Origin of the sequence: Paenibacillus sp. FSL R7-0340 (assembly GCF_038002205.1) — a bacterium.
GTDB lineage: Bacteria > Bacillota > Bacilli > Paenibacillales > Paenibacillaceae > Paenibacillus > Paenibacillus polymyxa_B.
The window spans coordinates 3,134,383-3,159,454 of sequence record NZ_JBBOBY010000001.1 but is presented as its reverse complement, the minus strand read 5'-3'; the positions used below and the strand labels follow the sequence as shown (position 1 = coordinate 3,159,454).

General features: G+C 40.9%; 17 protein-coding genes and 3 pseudogenes. 11 read left to right on the top strand and 9 right to left on the bottom strand.

From position 1 onward, the window contains the following. Window positions 1-770 precede the first annotated feature (770 nt). Entirely contained in the window at window positions 771-1,049 is a 279-nt protein-coding gene (locus MKX59_RS27610; protein ID WP_071558696.1) for a helix-turn-helix domain-containing protein, read from the top strand. A gap of 663 nt (window positions 1,050-1,712) precedes the next feature. On the opposite strand, the gene MKX59_RS14290 is transcribed toward MKX59_RS27610, so the two are convergent. Next, on the bottom strand, window positions 1,713-2,381 hold the full coding sequence (locus MKX59_RS14290; protein WP_199768877.1) for an alpha/beta fold hydrolase: 669 nt from the start codon (window positions 2,379-2,381) through the stop codon (window positions 1,713-1,715). Between the two features lie 60 nt (window positions 2,382-2,441). Continuing rightward, on the bottom strand, window positions 2,442-2,861 hold the full coding sequence (locus tag MKX59_RS14285; protein WP_199768878.1) for an epoxide hydrolase N-terminal domain-containing protein: 420 nt from the start codon (window positions 2,859-2,861) through the stop codon (window positions 2,442-2,444). A 142-nt stretch (window positions 2,862-3,003) separates the two neighbouring features. Here MKX59_RS14285 and MKX59_RS14280 point away from each other — a divergent pair. From MKX59_RS14280 to MKX59_RS14270, 3 genes and pseudogenes are all read left to right on the top strand, one after another. After that, window positions 3,004-3,876: pseudogene (locus MKX59_RS14280) on the top strand (LysR family transcriptional regulator). Between the two features lie 1,266 nt (window positions 3,877-5,142). After that, a complete protein-coding gene (locus MKX59_RS14275) occupies window positions 5,143-7,050 on the top strand; it encodes a carbohydrate-binding protein (RefSeq protein ID WP_028541600.1) in 1,908 nt (635 codons plus the stop codon). 296 nt (window positions 7,051-7,346) lie between these two features. Continuing rightward, window positions 7,347-9,512 (top strand): amidase, encoded by a 2,166-nt coding sequence (locus MKX59_RS14270; protein ID WP_071558695.1) that lies wholly within the window; start codon window positions 7,347-7,349, stop codon window positions 9,510-9,512. 305 nt (window positions 9,513-9,817) lie between these two features. Here MKX59_RS14270 and MKX59_RS14265 read toward each other — a convergent pair whose 3' ends face one another. Beyond that, a complete protein-coding gene (locus MKX59_RS14265; RefSeq protein WP_025723225.1) occupies window positions 9,818-10,498 on the bottom strand; it encodes a winged helix DNA-binding protein in 681 nt (226 codons plus the stop codon). Between the two features lie 207 nt (window positions 10,499-10,705). Here MKX59_RS14265 and MKX59_RS14260 point away from each other — a divergent pair, with 207 nt between their 5' ends. Further along, a complete protein-coding gene (locus MKX59_RS14260; protein WP_028541602.1) occupies window positions 10,706-11,338 on the top strand; it encodes an NAD(P)H-dependent oxidoreductase in 633 nt (210 codons plus the stop codon). A gap of 395 nt (window positions 11,339-11,733) precedes the next feature. On the opposite strand, the gene MKX59_RS14255 is transcribed toward MKX59_RS14260, so the two are convergent. Continuing rightward, on the bottom strand, window positions 11,734-12,174 hold the full coding sequence (locus MKX59_RS14255; protein ID WP_175405240.1) for an ATP-grasp domain-containing protein: 441 nt from the start codon (window positions 12,172-12,174) through the stop codon (window positions 11,734-11,736). Window positions 12,175-13,306: 1,132 nt separating this feature from the next. On the opposite strand from MKX59_RS14255, the gene MKX59_RS14250 reads away from it, so the two are divergent. Then, complete coding sequence (locus MKX59_RS14250; RefSeq protein WP_028541603.1) at window positions 13,307-13,879, top strand: DinB family protein; 573 nt, start codon at window positions 13,307-13,309, stop codon at window positions 13,877-13,879. A 474-nt stretch (window positions 13,880-14,353) separates the two neighbouring features. Here MKX59_RS14250 and MKX59_RS14245 read toward each other — a convergent pair. Both MKX59_RS14245 and MKX59_RS14240 read right to left on the bottom strand, forming a co-directional pair. After that, window positions 14,354-14,665: pseudogene (locus MKX59_RS14245) on the bottom strand (AAA family ATPase); the annotation flags it as partial. A 335-nt stretch (window positions 14,666-15,000) separates the two neighbouring features. After that, a complete protein-coding gene (locus MKX59_RS14240) occupies window positions 15,001-15,420 on the bottom strand; it encodes an SDR family NAD(P)-dependent oxidoreductase (RefSeq protein WP_231517195.1) in 420 nt (139 codons plus the stop codon). A gap of 343 nt (window positions 15,421-15,763) precedes the next feature. Here MKX59_RS14240 and MKX59_RS14235 point away from each other — a divergent pair, with 343 nt between their 5' ends. Both MKX59_RS14235 and MKX59_RS14230 read left to right on the top strand, forming a co-directional pair. Then, the gene (locus MKX59_RS14235; protein WP_028541604.1) at window positions 15,764-16,522 is read left to right on the top strand and encodes an SDR family oxidoreductase; all 759 of its coding nucleotides are present in this window, start codon (window positions 15,764-15,766) and stop codon (window positions 16,520-16,522) included. A gap of 139 nt (window positions 16,523-16,661) precedes the next feature. Further along, entirely contained in the window at window positions 16,662-17,279 is a 618-nt protein-coding gene (locus tag MKX59_RS14230) for a TetR/AcrR family transcriptional regulator (RefSeq protein ID WP_340858492.1), read from the top strand. Window positions 17,280-17,798: 519 nt separating this feature from the next. Here the strand turns inward: MKX59_RS14230 and MKX59_RS14225 are convergent. Next, window positions 17,799-18,458: a TetR/AcrR family transcriptional regulator gene (locus tag MKX59_RS14225; protein ID WP_025723220.1), complete on the bottom strand. Its 660-nt coding sequence runs from the start codon at window positions 18,456-18,458 to the stop codon at window positions 17,799-17,801. A gap of 232 nt (window positions 18,459-18,690) precedes the next feature. Between MKX59_RS14225 and MKX59_RS14220 the strand changes: the two genes are divergently transcribed. Both MKX59_RS14220 and MKX59_RS14210 read left to right on the top strand, forming a co-directional pair. Further along, window positions 18,691-19,686, top strand: coding sequence for an aldo/keto reductase (locus MKX59_RS14220; RefSeq protein WP_071558693.1), 996 nt, complete (start codon window positions 18,691-18,693; stop codon window positions 19,684-19,686). 636 nt (window positions 19,687-20,322) lie between these two features. Beyond that, window positions 20,323-20,736: a MerR family transcriptional regulator gene (locus MKX59_RS14210; protein ID WP_068938818.1), complete on the top strand. Its 414-nt coding sequence runs from the start codon at window positions 20,323-20,325 to the stop codon at window positions 20,734-20,736. 129 nt (window positions 20,737-20,865) lie between these two features. Here the strand turns inward: MKX59_RS14210 and MKX59_RS14205 are convergent, their stop codons facing one another. After that, window positions 20,866-21,087 carry a hypothetical protein gene (locus MKX59_RS14205; RefSeq protein WP_025723218.1) on the bottom strand — a complete coding sequence of 74 codons (222 nt, stop codon included), beginning with the start codon at window positions 21,085-21,087 and terminating at the stop codon, window positions 20,866-20,868. 221 nt (window positions 21,088-21,308) lie between these two features. Here MKX59_RS14205 and MKX59_RS14200 point away from each other — a divergent pair. Then, window positions 21,309-21,749, top strand: a pseudogene (locus MKX59_RS14200) (LLM class flavin-dependent oxidoreductase); the annotation flags it as partial. 322 nt (window positions 21,750-22,071) lie between these two features. Here MKX59_RS14200 and ppsA read toward each other — a convergent pair. Beyond that, window positions 22,072-24,684: a phosphoenolpyruvate synthase gene (gene ppsA, locus MKX59_RS14195; protein WP_076265301.1), complete on the bottom strand. Its 2,613-nt coding sequence runs from the start codon at window positions 24,682-24,684 to the stop codon at window positions 22,072-22,074. Between the last annotated feature and the right edge of the window lie 388 nt (window positions 24,685-25,072).

Sequence of the window (25,072 nt, the reverse complement as noted above, 5' to 3'; positions counted from 1 at the left end):
ATTCTCTCTCAATCCATAGTATATCATGAGCAAAATCAGTACCGTATTACGAATTTGCCTACAGCATTAAGATTGTATTAAGATCCGCTCTTATGTAATAACATCCTCAAAGAAGCCTCAAAATCCTGATTCTGTCCTAGCTTTCTCAGTGGAAGGATAGCAGCACAAAATAATATAAAAAGCTTTCACAAGCTGGTTCAGCCTTTTCTCATATTCACGGCATAGAAGATTGAAAAACAAGGATTCAATGCTTTGGCTTCATCTGTCATAGCACGTTTTGACATCTTCTCCTTCCATTTCAAATTTCATTGTTAGAATTTCCTATATGATTGGTAATTGTAGAGCTGGCAGCAGACGCAGGCATTTCAGAAATGCAAATCGGCACAAATGCTAGAACTAATAAAAACAAACTACATTTCTTCCACATCAATTCTTCCTCCTTAAGTCAGAGAAACGAAGGAAAGTACCCTGCCAAGTAGACATAGTTTCTTCTTCATGTCTGACTGACAGGGTACAATTCATTCTTTATAGTTTTTGCTTATTCTTGTATTCTTCGGCTGAGACACCTTATTATGGTATGCTCATGTTGTGCCACAAAGCTATTGTCGGGTACACATAAAGTCCATCCGTATGCTCAACGACATACCCTGCACCTGTAAATAAAAAGGGCTCGATTGTAATTACCAAGCCCTCTCCCTCTTCCAATACCGTGGCTACACAAATTCTTATTTACTAGGAAGAAGATAAAGAACTTACAAAAAGGTTTATAAATGTGTCAGGAGGATCTAGCTAGAGATGTTGGAACCAGAGGTTACATTAGTCAAATTGAGAAAGCAAATGCGATGCCCTCTTTTGAGATCATTAGCAAGCTTGCGGAGCGATTAAATTGCTCAATTAGACTGTGCCCCCGGGTTTCACCGCATTTATTTTTTCGAATAACCCCCTCTTCAGTTTTCCTTTTCACCCACATATCGATCAAGGCCTTGTCAGGTTTTCCAAAGTATGAACTGTACACTTTCCGGAAATATAATATAATCTCTCATCTTTAGTTCGGGCAGTCGTTCCAAAATATAAAAAGCCGCTAAATAAGCGACTAATTAAATGGTCAATGTCCTTTTTTTCTTCGATAACTAGACGCAAAGCCAACGACATGAGCTTTTTATTGCGCATTGAATTATTCCAAGCTCTCTTTGCCCTGTAAGTTCATTCAAGAGTACTGGTTATTTTGTTGGATCATCTATGCTCCTTTGCCTTGAGATTAGTGAGTGATACTGACGGTTTCGATCAGTTTTATTCATATAACAATATCGAAGCTGTGTAGTATGGTTGAGGTTGTGAATATACTAGGCTGAATTATCATTAAGAGAAGTATGGATAAATGTATCTATTTAAGTGTATACACCCCGATATTTTTCTCATTTTATATGGACTAATATGTGAACCTACCGTAGCGGAATGAATCTCATATGTGATTTTGTAGAAGAATATTGAGTTGTGTTACCGCTTTGCATTTACATATTTTACAGTAACACAAAATTAAAATTTGCCCCTTTTCACATGATCTTAGTAGTCAGGTCAACTCCAGTTTCACTGTGGTAATCTCTAAGACAAAGTTTGAGGGCCAACTTTGTGTCCATTCCCCTTTAAGGGGTAAATGTATGTCTGGTAAAAAATGTACTGGTTGTTCATAACCCTCTCAAGGATAGAGACTATCAGATGCTTATGGAATGAAAAAAATGATTTAGATGTTCGGCAAACAATTTAGGATTTTCCATAGCGGCAAAATGACCGCCTTTATTCGCTTTCTCCCAGTACGTAATATTATAGGCGCGTTCTACCCAGCTTCGGGGAGGCGTGGGCAGCTCCTTGGGAAATAAGGAAACCCCTGTTGGAACAGTAACACGCTGATCTTCGGTGAAATGCAGTGGCATTTTGGTACCTTCAGTATATATTCGCATGGAAGAAGCAATCGAATTGGTAAACCAGTAAATCGATATGTTAGTGAGGATATGATCAAGTGAGAAAGACCTTTCGATATCCCCGTCACAGTCACTCCAACCTTGAAATTTTTCTACCATCCAGCTGGCAAGACCGGTTGGGGAATCACTTAGTGCAAAAGCCAGTGTTTCCGGCTTCGTTCTATGAAGGGCGCTATAAGCACCTTCTCGGTCCAACCACTCAGCTACGATGTCTAAGTAAGCTTGCTCTTCTTCGCTAACAGATGGTGTATTCGGAGTGAGGGGTGGCTTGTAGCTTCCTGGAATATAATTGAGATGAAGTCCCATCACCCGTTCAGGGTACATGAATGCTAACCATGTTGAGACCCCTGCTCCAATATCCCCTCCCTGAACCCAATACCTTTCATAATCCAAACGATCCATAAGTTTTGCCCAAAGCGTAGCTACGTATTTGGACCCCACTCCCGGTCGTGTGGGTTTACTCTAAAATGCAAAGCCTGGCAATGAGGGAATAATCACGTCAAAAGCCTCTTCAGCATGTCCACCATATAGTGATGGAGTTGTTAGATAAGGGATTAGTTCTAACATCTCTACAAATGATCCTGGCCATCCATGAGTCAACAACAGTGGTCGTGCGGATGTGCCTTCACCCCGAACGTGTACAAAGTGTATATCGAAGCCATCCACATGTTCCATAAACTGCGGGAAACGGTTTAACCATGCTTCCTGTTCACGCCAGTTGTATTCCGTGCTCCAATAATCAACTAATCTCTTCAAAAAGGAACGGTCTGTCCCCAGAGCCCATGGTTCTACAGAGAAATTCGAAGGCCATCGAACCTGTTTTAGTCTCATAGACAGATCATGCAGTTGTTGCTCTGGAATTGAAATTTTGAACGGTTCCATTCATTGTTTCCTCCCTTGTAGATTATTTTACGATCAGAAGGATTCTATTGTATGATGGATCTGTTCATTAATAAAATTGAAATATTCAAAATCATTATCATTTTTATCGATAGAAATTAGACACCTTATTACATTTTAGACGATTATCGAAATCGGAAGTTATACAGGGGCTGCATCGCAATTGGGATACACTCAGTCCACGATCACTGCCCATATACAGTCGCTTGAAGAAGAGATTGGCGGGGAGCTTTTCACTTACGAAAGAAGGCACTTGAAACTTACTCAATTAGGGAGAGAATTAATACCTCTGGCAGAAGATCTACTGGCTACTCATGACCAGATTAGAAATATACGAAGCAACCAGGAGGTTAAAGGTGCTATAAAGGTGGCTGCACCAGAGTCTTTAACAATTTCTAGATTAAGCCCGATTATAAGGGAATTCTCTTTGAAATATCCTCATGTCAAATTCATCCTTATCAACGGTACATGTGAACAAAACCAGGTTGACTTAATCAGTGGACGTGTAGATGTGGCTTTCATGGTCTACCCGGAAATACATCCGGAAAAATGCATTCATTATTCTTTGGCCCAGGAGAACATTGTCCTGGTGTGCAGCAATGACGGTCCAGACCATTTCGATGAATATAAGCGAGAGAACACCAACCATTTTTTTATTACGAATTAAGAAAGCTGTAGTTATCGGACCATGTTTGAAAGATATCTTGTAAAGCATGATATTCACCCATTTCAAACCATGGAGTTATGGAGTATTGAGGCGATTAAACAAACCGTTATGAGTGGGCTTGGATTTTCTTTTTTGCCTTATATTACAGTTAAAGAAGACGTGAATAGAGGAAAACTTAAAATCGTAAGTCATTCCGAAAAGTTCGATCCGATATACTCCCATATGCTGATTAAAAAGAAAAAGTGGTTATCTCCAACAGTAAAAGCTTTCTCTGAATTTGTGATAAAGTCGATCCGTGAAACGGATAACGAACTCGAAAGTTCAAGATGACTACCATTTATTGGATAATTGGTAATCGGGCCATGTTCTTGTCCCTCGACATTCCTTCCATGTCTCGTCAGCATATTGATCAAACAATTCGCCGGCTTCCACAAATTTGTCAGAGATTCAATCAGTTCTCGAACCAAATTAAATTCGCCGCGATATGAAATAATATCAGCAAGTCAGCGCTTGATACAAGAGACAAACGCAGTTTTGTCTTAAATGCATTGTTTGTGGATGGAGAAACCTACTGATTTTTCAACTCGATTCCCAGCTTTTCTTTTGTCCATTTGGTATGATTTCTCCTGGTTTGAACTTAACATCTGGACCCCATGGTCACAAATACGTAATTGTTACCGGTTGATCGTATTTACCGTTCTTATCTCCAGCCTGGCACATGTAGTTTTTGTGTCACCCGGCTTGTGACCGCTCGCTATTGCTGCTGCACCCGTTCAACACGGCCGACATGTCAACACACCTACCATCAGCAGACTGCCGATCCGTCTTCTTTTTACTTTCGTTCAACTTTGTCACCCCAGTCTAGGTAATGTAGATTACAGCATTTATAATAATGAATGAATCAGGTAACTGCCCATACTAACTTTACAACATTTATTGCACTAATTTAGGATACTGGAAATTGGATATCAGTGTTGCATTAATGCAATCTCCCCTGGACAGGCAAAAGCATCCCTGCAGGGCTGCCTCTTCTGCTGCAATCATTCATACTAATTACTCGTATATTTTATCCAGTCATGTTCAGCATACAACGTATGGACATAGTGTGTTTAACTAATGCCAACTTAAAGTTTCACCCGTCGATTGAGCTTGCTTGGAATAACAGGTCGGATATCTCGATTTTGCAAAAGGTCCAGCATGCCATTGGTATCGTAATTTACGTTCCTTTCGATTCGCTTTTTTTAGAAAATAGAATGATATTGTTATTTTTGATAGAACATGCTATGATTGCGCCAAATAAAACCATTATTTGCAATCAATTTACATATTAATATTTAATAACCCAATGTTTATGATTACTATACTTTCTCCAACACATAACTGGAGTTGTCAATAAATGAACAGAGACCAGTATATGGTGACTCTCCTCTCGTAGTTCACTTTTAAGTTCAATAAATGTAAGCGATTTCATGTCTATTTCTCGTGCCCTCTTCACAGCAGTTCTCCTTACGGGTAGAGGTCTGAGTATATTCTTGAGTTTGATAAATTTACGAATAGCTCGGCTTTGGACCATATAAAAAAACGGAGGTTATTGTTATGATTAGAAAATGTCTAGCTTTATTTCTCTCCTTCACTTTATTGCTTGGTGTCTCTCTCGTGCTAAGTGTAGATGCTGCCAATCGACCACTGGCTAAACTCCCTGGAAATTCCAACCCTCTAGTGGATCATAAATTGGGAGCTGATCCCTATTCATTGGTATATGGTGGAAGGGTGTATGTCTACATGTCAAGTGATACGTATGTTTATAACAATGATGGATCGATTAAAGACAATGACTTCAGTGCACTGGATCGCATCCAGGTCATTTCCTCCGCGGACATGGTGAATTGGACGGATCACGGAACGATACCGGTCGCAGGTGCCAACAACAAGAACAACGGTAGAGGCATTGCCAAATGGGCCTCTAACTCCTGGGCTCCAGCAATTGCGCATAAAAAATTGAATGGCAAAGATAAATTCTTTCTTTATTTTGCCAATGGTGGGGCAGGAATTGGAGTCCTGACAGCAGACACGCCGATCGGACCTTGGACAGACCCCCTCGGTAAAGCGCTTGTGACACATAGTACGCCTGGAATGGCTGGCGTGACATGGCTTTTTGATCCGGCTGTGTTGGTGGATGATGATGGCACAGGATACCTGTATAGCGGTGGGGGAATTCCTAACGAATCCGATCCCGCTTCCATTGCTAATCCTAAAACAGCTAGAGTGATCAAGTTGGGGGCCGATATGATAAGTGTTGTTGGAAGCACAACCACCATTGATGCACCTTACTTATTTGAAGATTCCGGTATTCATAAGTACAATGGCAAATACTATTATTCCTACTGCATTAACTTTGCCGGGACACACCCGCCACAGTACCCTGCAGGTGAAATCGGCTATATGGTCGGCGATAACCCGATGGGCCCCTTCACTTATAAAGGCCATTTCCTGAAAAACCCCTATACATTCTTCGGCGTTGGCGGCAACAACCACCATGCTGTATTTAACTTTAAAAATGAGTGGTACGTCGTGTATCATGCCCAAACGGTCAGCAAGGCACAAATTGGAAATGGAAAAGGCTATCGCTCTCCTCACATTAATAAACTGGTGTACAATACCGATGGAAGCATCCAGGAGGTACAAGGGAATATGACTGGAATAGCTCAGCTATCCAATCTAAATCCATATACCAGAGTTGAAGCGGAAACCATCGCGTGGCAGGCGGGTATTACGACCGAGCCCACTCAAGCCACTGGCGGTCCGGTCAGTAATCTGAATGTGACCAATATTCACAATGGGGACTGGGTCGCTGTCGGGAAGGCTGATTTTGGCTCTACCGGAGCAAAGACGTTCAAAGCCAATGTTGCCACAAGTGTCGGTGGTAGTATTGAAGTACGTCTTGACAGTGAGACAGGCCCTTTAGTCGGCACCTTAAAAGTACCTTCAACTGGAGGTATGCAGACCTGGAGAGAAGTAGAGACCACGATCAATAATGCAACTGGGGTTCGCAACATTTATCTGGTGTTTACTGGGACAGGAAACGGCAATCTATTTAATTTGGATGCCTGGCAGTTTACCCCCAACACGGGGAACAATACGGGGACAAAGGTTGAAGCTGAGAACATGAACATTGGCGGCACTTATGCGGGCAAGATCAGTACACCTTTTGACGGGGCTGCTCTGTATGCCACTGCTGACTATGCATCATACTCACAGTATTTTGCCAACCCTACGCATAATATCTCAGTACGGGGGGCTTCAAGCAATGCTAGTACGGCCAAAGTGGACTTGGTTATTGGAGGAGTAACTGTGGGTTCCTTTTATTTCACGGGCAAAACGCCGACTGTCCAAACTTTATCCAACATTACTCACGCTACCGGAGATCAGGACGTCAAACTCACCTTGACGAGCGATGACGGAACCTGGGATGCCTACGTGGATTTCATTGAATTTTCATTATGATCGCTCGTATTTATCTTAGCCAAATGTTTACTATATTGAGAATATATGGGTGTTTCATCCTCAGTGACTTACAAGTGTAACCCATGGAAAACGCCCTCTGGTGCTCGGGATTTGCTAGGGAAGCTCCCTAGTGTAATCTCGGGCACCATTTTACCTTAAATGGCTCCCTTTATATCCGTATTACAAAAATTGACATTTCGTATGAAAATAAGTAGTATAATTAGAAACATTTATTAATTTCTCGTTCCTCTCTATTCAAATTCCTGATCCTATCTAATTTAAGGAGTGAAAATGCTATGTGCGCACGAATGCTAAAAGCGAATGCAAGGAATGTAATCGGTAATTATTGCAAATGGATCGCGACTGGTATGATTTTAACTCTCACGGGATGCTCCCTTGCATCCGCCACCCCTTCGCCCTCTTCCTCAAGTAAAACCAGTAGTGAACCCGTCTCCTCCCTAGTTACATTTCAATTGCAAGAGGCTACGATTGCTCAGATGCAGGACGCGATGAAGTCAGGAGCACTGTCGAGTGTCGAACTCACCGCCCTGTACCTTAACCGCGTATATGCCTATGATTCTAGTGGCATTCGGCTGAATTCCATCCCTGTTCTGAACCCCGACGTACTAAAAGAAGCCGCTCAGGCTGATCAACTAAGGGCACAGGGTATTAAGACCGGTCCTCTACAAGGCATCCCCTACACGGTTAAAGACAGCTACAAGGTTAAGGGACTCACTGTTGCTTCTGGATCTCCGGCTTTCAAAAATCTGATGGCAAAAGACGATGCCTTTACAGTAGAGAAGATACGCAAATCCGGTGGGGTGCTCATTGGTAAAACCAACATGCCACCAATGGCAGCAGGGGGAATGCAAAGAGGCGTTTATGGCCGTGCTGAAAGTCCGTACAATCCAAATTATTTGGCTGCAGCTTGGTACTCTGGCTCCTCTAACGGATCTGGCGTATCAACAGCCGCCAACCTTGCTGCCTTCGGTATGGGGGAAGAAACGGTATCCTCTGGAAGATCACCAGCATCTAACAATGGTTTAATTGCCTACACGCCATCGCGGGGCCTAATCTCCATTCGGGGGAATTGGCCGCTCTTCCCTATACGGGATGTCGTTGTCCCACATACGAGGACTGTCGAGGACATGCTCCGCTTGCTTGACGTGATCGTTGTAGAAGATAAGATCACCAAGGGGGATTTCTGGCGAGAACAGAAAGCCGTTCGACTCCCTTCTGTCAACAGTGTCCGTCCCAAATCCTATTTAGAGCTGCGAGACATTCAAGCTTTAAAAGGCAAGCGCATTGGCGTTCCGAAAATCTATATTGGTAAGGACCATGAAACCACAACTCCGATCAAATTCAGACCTTCGATACAGGCATTATGGGAAAAAGCTGTAAAAGATTTAACTGCTCTTGGAGCTGAGGTTGTGGAAGTTGACTTCCCCTTGCAGGCGAACAGCGAGAAAGACCGGGCAACAGCAAAAACACCTGAGGAACGTGGTTTGATGCCGGCAAAGTGGGTTGAAAAGGAATTCGGATTGCTTAATCCTTATGCTGCTGAGGAATTCCTTAAAAGTGTGGGCGATCCGAATTTTCCGTCATGGGCTAATATCGACCCTGCAACCGTCTTCCCAAATCCGCCCGGTTCGGTAGATGCCAAACGTGGCAGAGACCTTGGCCACTATGACGTATTTATTGAAACCATAAAGAAAGGCGTCACCCCTTACGAACAAATTTCCCAGTTTCATGAAGGACTACGGGGGCTTGAAAATGTGCGAAAGATTGATTTTGAAAATTGGATGAAGCAAAACAACCTTGATTTTATTGCATTCCCGGCAAATTCGAATATCGGCAAAGCTGACTCCGATGTGAATGAAACATCCTATGAGGAGGCTTGGGAGAATGGCAACTATTTCTCCAATACGAATTTCATTCTACGCGAGTACGGTATCCCAAGTGTGTCTGTGAGTATGGGCGCTATGAAGGATACCGGAATGCCCGTTAATCTGACGATGGCAGGTGCCGCATACAGCGATAATGACCTGCTTCGTTACGCTTATTCCTATGAGCAGGCGACCAAAAACCGTCCTATTGCAGCACGCACGCCAGCGCTTGAGGATGAAACCTTTTCCTATAACCCGCAAACTGCTCTCCCACCCTCTAAACGCAAGGAAACAGGAGCCCCTGAACTTAAGTTGAATGCTTCGATCACGGATGATGTTCTCGAATTGGAAGGTTCAGTCTCAGATCAAAGCGATATCGCGCAGCTTAAAGTTTATGTCAATGGCATTCGTGTCGTTATTACAGAAGATAAAACCAATTGGTCAGCAACGCTTCCAACTACTAAATACAAACAGGGTGGTTCCTCCCAAGCCGATACGCTGCATATTCTCGTACTGGCCAAGGATATTTACGGAAATACCTCTGCTCAAGTCAAGTCAGTCACTTTACCCCAATGACGAAGGACATCATAGAACTCACTATAATTGTGGGTTCCATGACCGTAAGGTTCTCATTAGGGAAGCCATCGCTGCAGCTGGCCTGAGCGACGGGATAGAGTGTAATATCCTATTCCTATTGCTGTTGCAATCCCGCTTCCATTTAATTGCTATTTGAAGGGAGCGGGCTGTAGCCCAGCTATCACCAAATAACTTATGGTCGAGAGTACAGAATTCTTAGGAGACCTAAGAATTTTTAGTGCCTTCATGCATTTTTTATAAGAGTTTCTCCATAAACCCTAAATTTGATAGAGACAAGGTATTAGTCAATCCTCAAGAAAGGCAATACGTATCAATTCTTTTACTCTGCTCAACTTCTTCGAATCAAAATTCTGCAACATACTTAAGATTTCATTTTTTTGTTGTAAATCTATAGGTGAGCTAATCTTGTTAGTAGATAACTTGTAATCTTCGTGTTCATCCTCTGCTTCAACAGGAACCATTTCTGATCCAACCCATGAAGTTTCCAATACTTCTCTCATTAATTCTGAAAGAAAGCGTATCTGATCGAGGTTATAACGACTTAGAAAAATCCTAAAATTATCATCCATATGTTCATGAAGTTGCTGGTGCAATTTGAAAGCTTGCTCACCAGATGGAGTTAAACGAAATAATACTTCTTTTTTATTGGAAGATAATGATTCAGCATGTATAACTCCTAGTTTCACCAGCCGCTGAGTTATTTTGGATACGCTACCTCTAGGAATACCAAAATGCCTAGAAATTGTAATGCCATTGACTGGCTCTAATTCTCCTATAGCATCCAAGACATGGAGCATCTGAACAGATGCTTCCTTTAAAAATTCGATAACGACCGATTCAGTAGCATTTTTAATCATCCATCTTCTTTCTTCATCTTCGCCTTCTGACTGAAATCGCTTCTGTACAGCAGCAATGTGACCTATTATATCTGTTATTAAAAGCGTTTGTTCAACATTATCATTCATTTTTACAATCTCACTCTCTTACTTTTAAGATTTTATATTAGAGAATAAAGAAATATTCTCAGATTTTATATTTCTAGTATACCAAGTGATTATAAAAAATAAAATACAAGGAAACATTATTGACAACAGAGAAACAAAAATATATTATTGTATCCATAAAAAACAATTTTGTTTCCAAGAAAACAAAGTACAAGAAAGGAATTTTATATGAATATTCTTATTATATTTGATCATCCTTATGGAAGTGGTGCTTCAGAAAATATTCTTCACAATAGAAGTTATTCAGCCGCCTTGTTGGCAGCTACCATAAGAGGTTTGCGTTCAAGTGGTCACCGAATCGATTTGATTGATTTGCATAAAGACGGCTTCAATCCTGTTATGTCTGCTTCTGACCTCGCGTCTTGGCGAACAAAGGAAGTAATTGATCCTCTAATTGCAGATTATCAACAGCGACTACTCGAAGCAGATCACCTTATTTTTATCTTTCCTATCTGGTGGGAAGGAATGCCAGCAATGATGAAAGGTTTCTTGGATAAGGTATTCGCAAAAGGAATCGTGTACAGCGAGCCTAAACCAGGGCGTTTATTTAAGTGTCTGCTTCCTCGTTTGAAGGGTGCTTCTTTACTAACTGTTATGGCAACTCCAACATATATTTATCGATGGCTATTTGGAAATCCAATCACCAAAATGATGTTTCGTGGAACTTTTCGAAAAATGGGTATAAACTCACTTAAATGGTATAATTACTCAGGTATGGAGAAGCGAACTCTTGAACAGCGCCAATTGTATCTAATGGAAACGGAAAAACTTTTCGCAAAACGTTGGAATACTACTTATTGACTATTGCACAATAAATAGGGTGAATCGCTACATTTATCACTAATATTTTTGGTAAGTTTCATCTTCCGAAACGGCTTGCAAGCTTTCAGGAGTTCCCACGACTCGGCCTAAAGAGAACTTTCTAAGCATGTTTGGCATGTGTTAATCCTCCTGCCAGTCTTGGATTTTGGGTTGTCAAAAGAGCATTTGGGACATTGCCTGCCGCATGGCCTATATCCCTCAAAGGGAAAAAAATGCTTTCCATTAAAAGAATCGGCGCCTGCCGATTCTCTCCTTATTAAATCAAATAGTCCGACTGAGTTTATTAATGATGACGTGGCATTTGTCTCCCTCTGCATATACGCATAAATTAGATCATCATAAATAATCACACAGCAAGCCTGGATTTGATAATCCTAAATACTAGCATTCGCGATTGCATTTTTTGTAGTAATTGCTACACTATATATATTGATAATGAGAATCATTATTAAAGGTGCGGGTAACAGGTGACCAGCCTCAATGAAATAAGGCATTACCACCTCTTTGGTTGTGATTGCAAGCACTTCGTGCCTTCCATTAGTCGTCAGCACCTCAACGCTGTATTCTTCCCCGTCGTCTATATACTCCTCAATCACCAGCGTACCATCCAATATATATTCATCCTGCTGAATGCTATGACGCAACGCGTCTTCAATCTGTTCGAAAGAGCGGATTATTGAAATATTAAGGCTTCCCTGTCCGGAGACTGGTTTCAAAATTACAGGTGTCTGCCATTCCTCCAGACAGCTCACAATATCTTCCCTTGAGTTGTAGTGCGGTAGCGGTTGAAAGGAAGATTCATAAATAAAGAACAATAGATTAATCTCATTTTTAAAACCAAGAAACATTCCATAACAAATACGGCGACTTCTCTCCAGTGGATTCCAGAGAAAAGTCGCTATTTGGTTTTAAGTTTCGATAAAGGGTCTGGTTTAGCTACCCCAAAAAGGCTTTGCAATCTGCTGACCTTGATCAATCTTCGTCCTTACTCGTCTTCACAGGTTGTTTTAGCAAGCTTCCAGTCACTCACAAGTTGCTAAAAGTTAGAACACAACTTTATTGTCTGTACACAACTTTCTTCGAACAATAAGGTTGTGTTCTAGCGAGTCAACTACAAATATTTTCACCTGTGCGATATGCAATAAAGTTGTGTACCAAAATCCAATATTTGTGATTTATATTTTTTATTAAATTCTAAAAATATGTACTTTAAATCCTTATAAATTGTTCTCCTGTCTTTAACTTTTCTAATATTTCTTTACCTTAATATCGCTCTCTATTTAAACCAAAGCAACCGTCCTGATTTTAACAAAGCCTGATGACACTTGTTCATCAGGCTTTTGATTTTACTAAAAGTGATTCTTTTATTATGTTTCCTTAATATTTAGTACACAACTTTATTGCCTATTTCTCGATTAGTACACAACTTTATTGTCTGTAGACAATGACACCACACAACAATTGTGTGGTGTCATAATTAATGAGAAAACAACAAGCTGAATATATGATAATTCAACGATCATTTTCATAATTAGTGAGAACTCAGTGACTCGAAGTTATTCGGTCCACCCTAATTTTTCAAATTTATGAGAATATACGCAACTCTAAAAATGCGTATTTATACAATCAATAAGAAGTTGTACTACTTCTTCATTGTCAATTGTTAGTGAATAATAATGTTTTAGACTAAACAATAAAGAACTAGACTGAGATAACAAAGTTATAGACTGGCGACGCGTGGCCCGCATGCACAGCTGCATTTGCGCTCCCGAATCTTCCGGAATGAAGTCAGCTTTGCGATCAGCGCGCTAGCGACAGCGGTCGGTGTAATTAGAAAATATAGTCTTAGACTGGTAAATAAAGTATTAAAGATATAAACTACGAATATGCTTTTTCTTGAGCCCTCTCATATGATGAGAGTAATTCAGTATTCGAGGAGATGATCTTCTGAATAAGAACATAGGGATTAAGGATATTTTGGTAAGGTTCGACGAGATTTCGAAGCATTATGTTCGGGAGCTGGACAAGTATAGTCTGGCGGAACTGTGTCGCAAGCCAAGCGAGAACGAATGGTCGCTTGGTCAAATGTACCTGCATCTGCCCCATTCCACGCTGAACTTGCAGCTCCGTCTTGCGGAGGAGTGCATGGCGCTCGGTGGCGGCAACGAGGAGGGCGGCGGGAAGACGGAGGCCGGCCATGCCGTGTTTGAGCAAGGGAGCTTCCCATCGGTTCGCATTCAGGTACCGGCCGACTTGCAATATACGCCTCCACAGCCAGAAAGCAAGGAGCAGCTTGTCGCCAAGCTGGAGGAAGCAAGGCGCCGCATGCATGAGATTGGGGCGTCGCTGCAGAACATAGACCCAGAGCGGCTGCAGCGAAAGGCGACTCATCCGGCCGTAGCCTTCGGCGCGTTAAACGCGGTCGAATGGTTCACGATGGTGGAGATGCATTACCGTCATCATCTTCTTCAAAAGGAGCGGCTGGACGCTTTCTTACAAACTGCAGAGTTATTAGGCTAACAGGACACGATAGCTGAATGTTGACCACAACAGCGGCCAGTCTAGGAATTTATTTTCGCGTCCTTATCTGCCGCTGTTGCATTTGTCGGATCAGTCTAAAACTTTATTTTCTTCGGACATCAAATATGATTATTATTCTCGTTCAATCTGTAAATTTTCTCACTAATTATGACACCACACAACAATTGTGCGTTGTCATAATTAGTGAGAAAAAGTCATCAAAAAAGCTTATGGCATCAATACACATTTTCATATTTAGTGAGAAAAAGCAAAAACTCACTTTGCATCTTTATGCATGATAATGAATACGGATTTTCGCGATATCTTCATCTTAATTATACACAGCAAAAAGACCACTATCTAGTATTAGATAGTAGTCTCAGTTTAAAATACTCTATTCACTTAAATTAAAATCATTTCGCCTTCTATTCTTCTACAGAAACATAAATACTTAATCCAGATTATGTAGTATTAATAAGCCAAGTAAGCAGAATTCGATTTGGGAGCCAGGGTCAGGTAAATAACGGCTTGTGTTAAATGAACATCACACTCTGACATCCCTATAAATTGACATGCTTGAAACACCGAAACAGTGATTTCCAACGCCCTATTGTCTGCCAGACCTACGTCCTCACTTGCAAACCTAACGAGCCTACGAGCGATAAATAAAGGATCTTCACCTGATTCCAACATTCTTGACAACCAATAAATAGATGCATTCACATCACTATTTCGCATGGAATTATGCAATACAGAAATGATCGGACTATGTTCTTGTCTATTTCGGCAACCGATACAAGTTCTAGTCCTTCACTCGGGTACCGATAAAATAAGCCGCATAGCAAATTTAATGGCAGTCACTACATTAGTCCTATCATTTTATTTATTTTTTGATTAATTGCATGATTCCTTTAGGAAAAGTTTCCTCTGCCTCTGTTCTTTTATCATAAAGACTGTACCAAGCATCTGACACTTGATCAGGATCAAAACTTGTGCCCTGCTTGATTAAAGGACTAATGGATAAATGGCCCACAAATACTCCAAGAGGAAGCAAACGCTCGTGTTATAGTTCCGGAGTCCTGACATGGCGATACCTGAATTTCCAAACATCGGGCTTGGACTCATTGCGGAAAGATCGCTTGTAAAAAGAAGCGCCCCTTCACCCCGTTCTGTCTTTCTGGAATGACTTGTCTGGCTGTATTTATAGCTCCAATGACAACATTGTTGAAAAATTGAAGTGCGCTCTCATCTGTCGTTTCCAGAACAGATGTCGTAGTAACATTTCCACTATGCGGATTAAACTCCATTACATCGATTGTACCGAACGTATTCTTAATTTCTTGAAAAGCCCTGATAAGTTGCATTTTGTTAGTGATATCGGCAGCAAAACCCTGAGCTTCAATGCCCATCTTACCAAGCTGCTCTGCATATTGGTCCAATTTCTCCTGTGTTCTTGAAACGAGTGCGATACGAAAACCGTTTCTTCCAAAAGTCTTGGCTAGTGAGAAGCCTAGACCAGGTCCTGCACCGATAATAAGCATTGTTTTCAATTCATACTCACCTTCCATAGAGACATTGATCTTCTTGATACAGTCCATATTTACCTTAGGTAACTGCTCTATTTTTTTATATACGCATCAGTAGACCTTCATTGAATCGACATCTTGGATTTGTCCTTCCAACAAGGTTTGAAGAAGTTTGCGTTCACGATTCGAGTCGGAAATCTCCCCAGCGGGCTACTTCTTCCTCATTTGTGTTCACTGTCTCCTGTCCACGTAGTGATCTTATCACACATCAATAAAAATATAAAGCTGAGTTACTTGACTTTGGTTGATTCCCCCCTTATATTTGTCCTTGTAAGTATCTTGCGATGGAGGTTTTAACATGACTAGACTTAATGGTAAACGAGCACTTATTACGGGTGGCACCAGCGGAATTGGCTTGGAGACAGCCAAACAATTTCTGGCTGAAGGCGCTGAATTGATTGTCACCGGAGTAACCCCGGCAAATGTAGAAAAAACACAAAAGGAACTCGGAAATCAAGTCCTTGTGCTTCAGGCAGATTCCCGAGACCTCAACGCCCAACGTCAACTGGCTGAACGTGTTGAACAACATTTTGGCAAACTGGATATTGCCTTTTTAAACGCAGGCGTATCTGACTGGCGTCCATTCGAGCAAATCGATGAAGAAGCCTTTGACCGCTTGTTTGCCATCAACGTAAAAGCTCCATTTTTCTTAATGCAGGCATTAACTCCAGTGATGGCGAACCCATCCTCTGTCGTTTTAATGGGATCGAGCAGTTCTCATGCCGGATATGCACATTCCAACGCTTATGCGGCTACTAAAGGTGCCATTTCCACCCTGACCAAAGCCTGGAATTCCGACTTATTATCGTCTCACGGAATTCGCTTCAATACGGTGAGTCCTGGACCGATTGATACCCCGCTTTACGATAAGAACAAGCTAGGCGTGTCTGACGAAATTCGTGAGATGGTTATTAACCGCATTCGTGACGGGATTCCGGCTGGACGCATGGGTACTGCCGAAGAGATTGCCAAAGCTGTTGTCTATCTGGCTTCGGATGAGTCACGCTTCACCATTGGCGTTGACTTGGTTCTGGATGGCGCTCAAACGATTCTCTAATATGTTAGCCCTATTGCTGCTTAAGCCCTCCGAGGGTGCTTAGGCAGCTTTTTCTTTTAGAACACGATCAACTGTTGTATAGTAGAGAAAAGGGTGCTATCCCTCTGATAGGACTTAAATCCAAATTTGGAGTGGAAATATGGGAACAAAATCAACTTACCATGAACGTATAAAGGAAGAAAAAAGGGCATGTGCTATTGCCGCTGCACAAGAACTGTTTTTTGAAAAAGGGTATGCGCGCACCACGTTAGCTCAAATTGCAAAACTTGCTGGTCTCTCTACAGGAACATTGTTCAATCATTTCCCGACCAAGGAATTGATCTTCGAAACCATCGTCAAGCATTTTTGGGAACTTGATCCCGAATGGGACTTTCCACCGGTACTAGGCTCTCCCTTGCAAGGATTAATTAAGTTCGGACGAGATTACGCATGCGTGCTGACTCGTGATGGAATGGCTCCTTTGTTTCGGGTCGTCATTGCAGAGGCCAAGCAGTTCCCCGAGCTCAGTCTTTTTCATTATGAATTGGGTGAAGGTGCTGTTCATCAGAAATTGACGCAATATTTATTAGATGAAGTTCAATTGGGTAATATAAACCTGCCGGATGCGGCAAAAACGGCCAACGAATTTATGAGTATAATTGCTGGGCAGGTGCTATGGCCCAAAATGTTGCTGCTTGATTTCAGTATCTCCCGAGAGCAGGCTTTTCAAATAGCGGACGAGGCTGCACATATGATAATAAATAAGTATGCTCGCTAAAACAGACGAATACGAGTGATCTCCTATAACGGGAGTCCCTCGTATTCGTCTGTTTTACGTTCTAGTCTTAGACGCACTCTGTTTATAAAAAATGAAGAACAATCGGGTTTTTCCCATCTTATAATCGATGTTCCCCCTCTTACCTCATTATACTTATATACAGGTTACTTAGTTTTTCTGATGAGAAATCCTTCAATCTCATATTTTTACTAGCGGGGTTAATACCTAAAAATACTCTCATGACACCAATTATAATCAAAGTATGAAAAGAGTATCGATAACACACTCATTTCATTATTGGTATATTATCACATCAATGATTGTTGATCTAATCAACCTATTCATGTAATAGAAGAAAAGGCGAGAAGAGGAACACCCCGGTCATGTGCCGCCGTGCGTTTCATTCACGCCTTTTTCTATGCTTCTAATGTATCATGGAAAATCCGTCATATGATGCCCAACTTAAGCTTAAAGTGTGTTCACTTTAAAAATAATTTGGATTATTCTAAATTGCTAAGTTTAATATAAGTTTTTTGAAATCTTTTGTGCCATATACTCAATTCTAGGAATCATCAAGTTGTCATCTATCATTTTCATTTTATCAGGTTTAAACAACTGAATTTTTTTTAGATTGTAATAGTCAAATAGCACTTGATACACGGTCAATTGGTTCTCCATCAGGTACTTTACATCTAAAACATTATTTAGAATCTCATCTTGCATAACGATAAGTCTACCCTCAATCTTATTAAAAACCCCACTTTTAATCCCTTCATCATAGAAAGCCAATTCCTGATCTACTCGTTGCTTCATAGCTTCTTTTAGGGACTCATAGGTCTCAGGATAACTACTTTCAAGATCCCTTAGGAAAATGTCTGTGATGAACTCTTTTAATATGATTGTTTGTTCAAATGTTTGCTGAAATCGCTGAACAAATACTTGATCAGCGTCAGAATCTTCAATAATTTCGTGGATGTATTCGATAGAAGCACTCACAAGAAACGTAATAATATCTTCTTTGGTAGAGAAATATTTATATAAAGTCGCCCTGCTTACATCCATAATCCTTGAAATTTCGTCCATTTTTAAACTTTGAAACCCATATTTTCTAACGTGCGCTGACAATCTATTAGTAAGTTTTTGCCTCATCTGATGTTGTCTTTCAATCTGCCTTTCCATCTAAATGCCCCCTTATAAATTATATTATAGCTCATAATCATCATTTTAAACAAACTAAACAACACAGACACTTTAAATACTTTTTGTTTACTTTATTCATTTTTCATGATATTATGTGTTTGTTCTTATGAATAACAGTGATGAAAATTCATATTGAACGAGCTAAGATTGGATACCTTTTAATCTAGGTTTTAAACACTTCGGTGATAAAATTATTTAAGGAGGAACAAAAATGCAAACTCGAAGTCTTGGTCAACAAGGTTTAAAAGTTTCTTCTATTGGTTTAGGTACTATGGGGATGACAATGGCATACGGTCCTTCAAATGAAGATGAAGCAATAGCAACTATTCGTCGAGCTTATGAGCTTGGAGTTAACTTTTTTGATACAGCAGAATTATATGGATATGGAAATGGTCACAATGAACAGTTGCTGGGTAAAGCTGTAAAGGATTTTCGTGAAAAGGTAGTACTAGCTACCAAATTCGGTTTTGATATGACGGCCGAGCAGATTGGAACACGTTTTAACAGCCGGCCAGAAAATATTCGTAAGGTAGCTGAGAACAGTCTTCGCTATCTGCAGACTGATTACATTGATGTGTTCTATCAGCATATCCCTGATCCTGATGTTCCTATCGAGGAAGTAGCTGGGGTCGTTGGAGATCTTATCAAAGAAGGCAAAGTTAAATATTTCGGTTTAAGTAACACCGGTTCAAAAACAATTCGTCAAGCTCACGCTGTTACTCCGGTTTCTATGCTTCAAACTGAATACTCCATATTTGAACGCGAGATTGAGGAAAACAATATACGAGAGACTTTGAATGAATTAGGCATAGGTTTAGTGCCTTACGCTCCTTTAGGCAGAGGGTTCCTGACAGGTGCAGTTAAACCAGCCCAAGAGTACGCGGAAGACGATATGCGCCGTTACGACGAGCGCTGGCAAGGCGAAAATTATATCTACAATCTACGAGCAACAGAACAACTTAATGAACTGGCTTCTAACAAAGGTATTTCTGTAGCCGAATTGGCACTGGCTTGGATTCTCGCCCAGGGAGAAGATATCGTTCCGATCCCGGGTACACGAAGTGCTAAGCGAGTTGAGCAAAACGTTGCTGCTGCTAACGTCAATCTTACAGAAGCTGATCTTCAACGTATCAAAGAGATCCTTCCACACGGATCAGCCGGTAGCCGGTATCCAGCTGGAGTGTTGGAGAATTTCACAAGAGATTGATAATTTTGTTTATAGAATACTAAATTTAAATATAAAATAAAAAAGCAGTTGACTAGAATTTCTTCATAGTCAACTGCTTTTTTAATTGACCACTTAAAACTCTATATCGCTCTGTTGAATAAACCTATAATTTCTAGTGTATGTTTTCGATGCTTTTCAGTAATCTACGTGGGAAAGTACTGCTGCTAAGATCACGCCGAAAGGACAAAAAGTTTCTTTGCGCGAATACCCTTGAATGCATCTGCAATCATTCGCTTTATGGGCTTCTTCGTTTTTGATTAACCATTGTACTCTTTACGGCCAGTGTGTGTAGAGATCATATATGGGTAGAACTATCCACCTTGTGTAGGCTCACCGTAAATGTCTGCCCCATCGTAGGTAGGAATATTTCCTTTGAGGCAGTTATCACATTTCACCCCAGAAGGGTTCATACATCCGTTACAATCGCGGCAATCTCGTGTCCAGGAACGAATGGATAATTCAAGCGCCCCCCTCTAGTTAACTCTAGGTCAAATGTTTATCTTATTTTTTATCTTCGATGCACTTTGACATGCATTTATAGCATGGTAGAATTCACTCGGATCAATCCTAGAGTTAACCCGAAGTATACTCCTAGTAGAAAGGAATTCATTGTACATGACCTATTCAATCAGTGAAGTTGCTAAAAAATTAGACCTTACGGTATATACATTGCGTTACTACGACAAGGAAGGACTCATGCCTTTTGTAGAACGTACCACGAGCGGAACACGCTTGTTCAAAGACTCCGACATTGACTTTCTTAAGATCATTCAATGTCTGAAACTGACTGGGGTGTCTATTAAAGACATTAAGGACTTCGTTGAATGGTGTTCTGAAGGGGACTCCACACTGAAGCAAAGATATGACATGTTTACGGAGCGAAAAGCTATTGTGGAAGGACAAATGGAGGAACTACGAAGAACCATGGAAGTCTTTGAGCACAAATGTTCTTACTACGAAACTGCTTTGGAAGTTGGAACCGAAGAGATTCACAAAATTAAATCGATAGAAAATGCCCTCACCAATTGATGGCACGCACAAAAAAAGTAGCTTGAAATCCTTTAACGGATTCCAAGCTACTTTTTTGGTAAGTCTCTGCTCACCATATTGAATAGCACTTCAGGAATGCTCATTCTATTACTTGTAGAAGTAGCTGCATCATGTTTCCAAAAGCTTCAGTGCGCCCAGCTCCACCGCAGAGTTTACGATTAAGTAACCTGATGGCGTGTCCTCTACCTCACTGATCATAACTTCGAAAATTTTATACAGTGCTTCCACTGCTGTCTTGGACGCTTTAATTTCTGCGAGTAAAGTGTTGCTGACCTTACCTCTGTAACGATCCATTGCCTGCAAAAACAGCGAATGTTTGTCATCAAACATATCATAAAATTTTCTTGGCCAAAAGTTAAAGAAAACTTCTGAAAAATTCTTTTTTTATTCTTGAAAACAATTGAAAGTAGAATCAGGCCATTTCAACTATTTGAAATCTATTCAAATTAGGAGAGTTCATCTGAGTTAATTTCGTTGTATAGGCTATATCCTTAAGTATTCTACCACCTGAAATACGCATTTCAACATTTCTTATTTGAAGCTGCTACTGAGCACATGCGCATTTGAGTATGGAGCGCAGACATGCACTGCTCAAGTCAGTGCTTGGCCTTGATTTAAGCAGCTTTGCTTTGGATCATCGCATAACTGCCGATATGCTTCCTGATCCGAATCACCCAGTCCGTAGCCGGACACATGCTGAGCTTTTGCGCCGGTATATTATAAACCATCAGCCTACAGTGGAAGATGTGTTGGCAAGACCCGAGGTCGTCGGATCTGCTCATTGGGTTTCCGTTGGAACGGTTGAGGACGTATTGAATGATATTATTGAGCGTTTTGAGGCTGGGGCTATTGACGGATTTATAGCTCTTCCAGGCGGTTCAGAAGAATCTATGAAAATATTTTTTGAAAAACTGATGCCGCAGTTGGTTGAAAGAGGCTTGTTCAGAAGCGAATATGCAGGTTCGACTCTGAGGGCACATTTGGGTATTTAACACCCGATACTGTCGAGAACAAGACATTAAAAGTCGCTATTTTAGCGGCTTTTTTGTTCTAACGGTACAAGCACTTGTCTCAAGTCGAGGAAAAGAACTTGTACCTATTACCGTAAAGGACAAGCGATTTAGATTATTGGGTCAGCTATATATAAATCATTATGTTGTTTTGATCTTCAAATAAATAAGTTCTTAAAGTACAACTCTCCTTTGTGTCATAGGTAGATAAAAGGACGAACAGGATAACCGCCCTTTTATCCATGATAGGTTGTATTTAATGCCGTCCATTATGACAGAGGCTATTACTTAGCGTATTCAGCCATTACAATATTTCGATATACCCTTCTGTTCCATGCACACGAATTCGTTGCCCATCTTTTATCAGTTTGGTAGCATTCTCCACTCCGACAACTGCGGGTAAGCCATATTCACGTGCGATAACGGCTCCATGAGTCATCAGTCCACCAACTTCGGTGACTAGGCCTTTTATGGATACAAACAATGGTGTCCAGCTGGGGTCAGTAAAGGCGGTGACTAATATATCTCCATCTTCCAGATCAGCATCTTCCATGTTTAAGATGACACGTGCTCGTCCCTCTATAACTCCGGTAGAAACAGGCAGCCCTACAATCGCTTCGGCTGGGAGATTTTCTCGTTTGTACTCACCCGCAATGATTTCACCATCAGACGTGATTACACGCGGGGGAGTTAGTTTTTCATATAATTTGTAATCGTCTTTTCGTTTACTGATGATCTGATAATCCAGTTTATTTGTGCGTACGACTTCGTGAAGTTCTTCAAAAGTGAGATCGTATATATCTTCTTTTTCGTGAATAATGCCAGCTTGTACGAGTTGTTCGGCTTCTTTTAGTAAAGCCTGCTTATAAACGAAGTAGCGATTAACCATGCCGTATTTGGGATATTCACGATAACCGATGAAATTCCTGATCAGATCGATCATCCGTTTTGTTTCTTTGGCTTTTTGTTCACCATCCGGTAATTGCTTCAATCGATCTAATAACTCTTGTTCTTTTTTCAAAGCCTCTTGTCGCCCCTGCTCAAATTTCCAATTGCCAGCATTAGGCTCAAAGTTTTTGATATTACTGAGAATCATGGGGACAAGTATAATTGGTTTTTCACTCCAACGAGTTCTCGAAATATCGATTTCACCGGCACATCGCATTCCGTATTTGTTGAGATAAGCATAGATAGCGTCTTGAGTTTCCTGTCCACCATCCAACTTAACCATTTCATCCAAAAAATTATCATCTTTTACATGTTGTAAATAATCAATTACCTCCGGATAAGGACGAATCGCATCTGCGACATCCAATAGCGCCAGACCCATTTCCGAAGTAATGTTGTTTGGTACAGATTGAGAAAGCGTATCTGCTGCGTTTTTTTCACCTAACCACTCGTACATTTTTTCATTGATCCATGACGAAGCATTCATAGCAGTCATAAAAACCTTTGAACTTTGTGGGTCAAATAAGATCTTCTTTAATTCTTGGAGATCTTCCAGAATAAAATCAAATAAATCTGCTCCTGATTTCGTTTGGATGTTTTGTTTTAATTCTTCTATCGATGTTTGACTGTTCTTAATCAAATCAGAAACGATTGCCGGATCGTTTTCGATTTGTGCTTGAAAACCTGCAGACGACCTACCTTTACTGATATTACCGGGACTCCGTTCTGTTCTATCATCTGGTAACGATTTTATAAAATCTCGCTCTATTAGGGTCATAAATGCGTCTTTTATGAGCGGATCAGATTGTCCCAGGGTATTTAAGAAAGTTTCTCTGCTGACAGGTGAAGCCAGCATATGTGTAACATCAACAAACAACCTTCCACCGGCTATACGCATGGGTGCAGGAGTTATTAACAGGTAAAAAGACAATCCCAATGGTTTTATCGGGTCAGTCATCATTTGTTGATGACCGACAGATACATAAACGTGATTTTCCTGATCATTTGCTTCAGGGATCGGGTATAAAGTCGTGATTGGACGACTCTGGACAATATAAAAAGTATCATGGGCCAAACACCATTCGATATCTTGTGGATAGCCAAAATAAGCTTCGATCTGTCTTCCCATGCGTGCCAGTTGTAAAATTTGTTGTTCAGTAAGGGTTTGAGTCTTTTGCTGATCGGGGTCGATCTGCCGGGTCTCTGTTCCGCCTTCTCTTCGTCCATAGACAGCCAATTCTTTGGTTGCTATCCTCTTATCGGCGATTTCCCCTTCCTGTACTTTATAACAATCGGCAGAGACCAAGCCAGAGACCAGTGCTTCTCCAAGTCCAAAACTAGCTTCGATCGATAGCAGTTTCCGGTTGGATGTAATCGGGTCAGCGGTAAATAAAATTCCTGAAGCCTGCGGGAAAACCATCCTTTGAACGATAACGGATAAATAAACTTGACTGTGGTCAAATCCATTTTGCATACGGTAGATAACCGCGCGATCCGTAAATAGGGAAGCCCAACATTTGCTGATATGCTGCAAGATTGCTTCTTTGCCAATGATATTTAAATAGGTGTCTTGTTGACCAGCAAAAGAGGCATGTGGTAAATCTTCAGCAGTCGCACTAGAACGCACTGCATATGCATGTTCATCACCAAACCGGGAGAGATAGTGAGCAACTGCTTGCACAACATCGGAAGGAATTTCTATTTCCATAATGGTTTCTCGAATCTTACTGCTGATTTCACCAATTTGATCTCGATCTGCTACTTTTAGCATGGTTAGTCGATCCAGCAAAGCATGATACGTTTCGTTTTGTTCGATGGCTTTTTGGTACCCCACTGTTGTAACACAAAATCCTTCTGGTACGTGTATTCCTTCAATTTTTGATAATTCCCCTAAATTCAACCCTTTTCCGCCAACCAGCAAAAACTGCGTTTTTTCCATTTCCTGAAAACCGAGAACCAAAGAACTCATTTAATATCTCTCCTAACTATTAAATTGAGAAAAAAACATTTGACAAGAGTTTACCGGCATGGTAAAGTTAAATTGTAAGATGTAATAATTATGTCCATAAAAATTTACGAAGTCGTAATCTGATTATATCATCGTGTCTGTTTTATATGCAATATAAAAGAACCTGATAAAACTATCCAGGTTCTTTTTTGATTTTCCGCTATCATTAGTCACATCAAAAACCATGGCTCGAGCCGAACTCAGTTACTGCATAGTACCCTATCGGTCCTATGAAGCCTAAGGAAATCCTGAAGTTGCGTCGGGTTCTTATTGAGCTAACCTGCCCGTTAGTTCAGCGAACGAAACGCGTATAGTGAACCTCTTATATTTTTTTCGGGCATGTTCATCT

Coding starts and splice junctions, on each gene's coding strand:
- MKX59_RS14220 (WP_071558693.1), top strand. CDS start 18,691: ATGCAAACTCGAAGTCTTGGTCAACAAGGTTTAAAAGTTTCTTCTATT.
- MKX59_RS14210 (WP_068938818.1), top strand. CDS start 20,323: ATGACCTATTCAATCAGTGAAGTTGCTAAAAAATTAGACCTTACGGTA.
- MKX59_RS14205 (WP_025723218.1), bottom strand. CDS start 21,087: ATGTTTGATGACAAACATTCGCTGTTTTTGCAGGCAATGGATCGTTAC.
- MKX59_RS14270 (WP_071558695.1), top strand. CDS start 7,347: ATGTGCGCACGAATGCTAAAAGCGAATGCAAGGAATGTAATCGGTAAT.
- MKX59_RS14265 (WP_025723225.1), bottom strand. CDS start 10,498: ATGAATGATAATGTTGAACAAACGCTTTTAATAACAGATATAATAGGT.
- MKX59_RS14285 (WP_199768878.1), bottom strand. CDS start 2,861: ATGGAACCGTTCAAAATTTCAATTCCAGAGCAACAACTGCATGATCTG.
- MKX59_RS27610 (WP_071558696.1), top strand. CDS start 771: ATGTGTCAGGAGGATCTAGCTAGAGATGTTGGAACCAGAGGTTACATT.
- MKX59_RS14240 (WP_231517195.1), bottom strand. CDS start 15,420: ATGCTTATTATCGGTGCAGGACCTGGTCTAGGCTTCTCACTAGCCAAG.
- ppsA (WP_076265301.1), bottom strand. CDS start 24,684: ATGAGTTCTTTGGTTCTCGGTTTTCAGGAAATGGAAAAAACGCAGTTT.
- MKX59_RS14230 (WP_340858492.1), top strand. CDS start 16,662: ATGGGAACAAAATCAACTTACCATGAACGTATAAAGGAAGAAAAAAGG.
- MKX59_RS14225 (WP_025723220.1), bottom strand. CDS start 18,458: ATGGAAAGGCAGATTGAAAGACAACATCAGATGAGGCAAAAACTTACT.
- MKX59_RS14275 (WP_028541600.1), top strand. CDS start 5,143: ATGATTAGAAAATGTCTAGCTTTATTTCTCTCCTTCACTTTATTGCTT.
- MKX59_RS14235 (WP_028541604.1), top strand. CDS start 15,764: ATGACTAGACTTAATGGTAAACGAGCACTTATTACGGGTGGCACCAGC.
- MKX59_RS14290 (WP_199768877.1), bottom strand. CDS start 2,381: ATGGATCGTTTGGATTATGAAAGGTATTGGGTTCAGGGAGGGGATATT.
- MKX59_RS14260 (WP_028541602.1), top strand. CDS start 10,706: ATGAATATTCTTATTATATTTGATCATCCTTATGGAAGTGGTGCTTCA.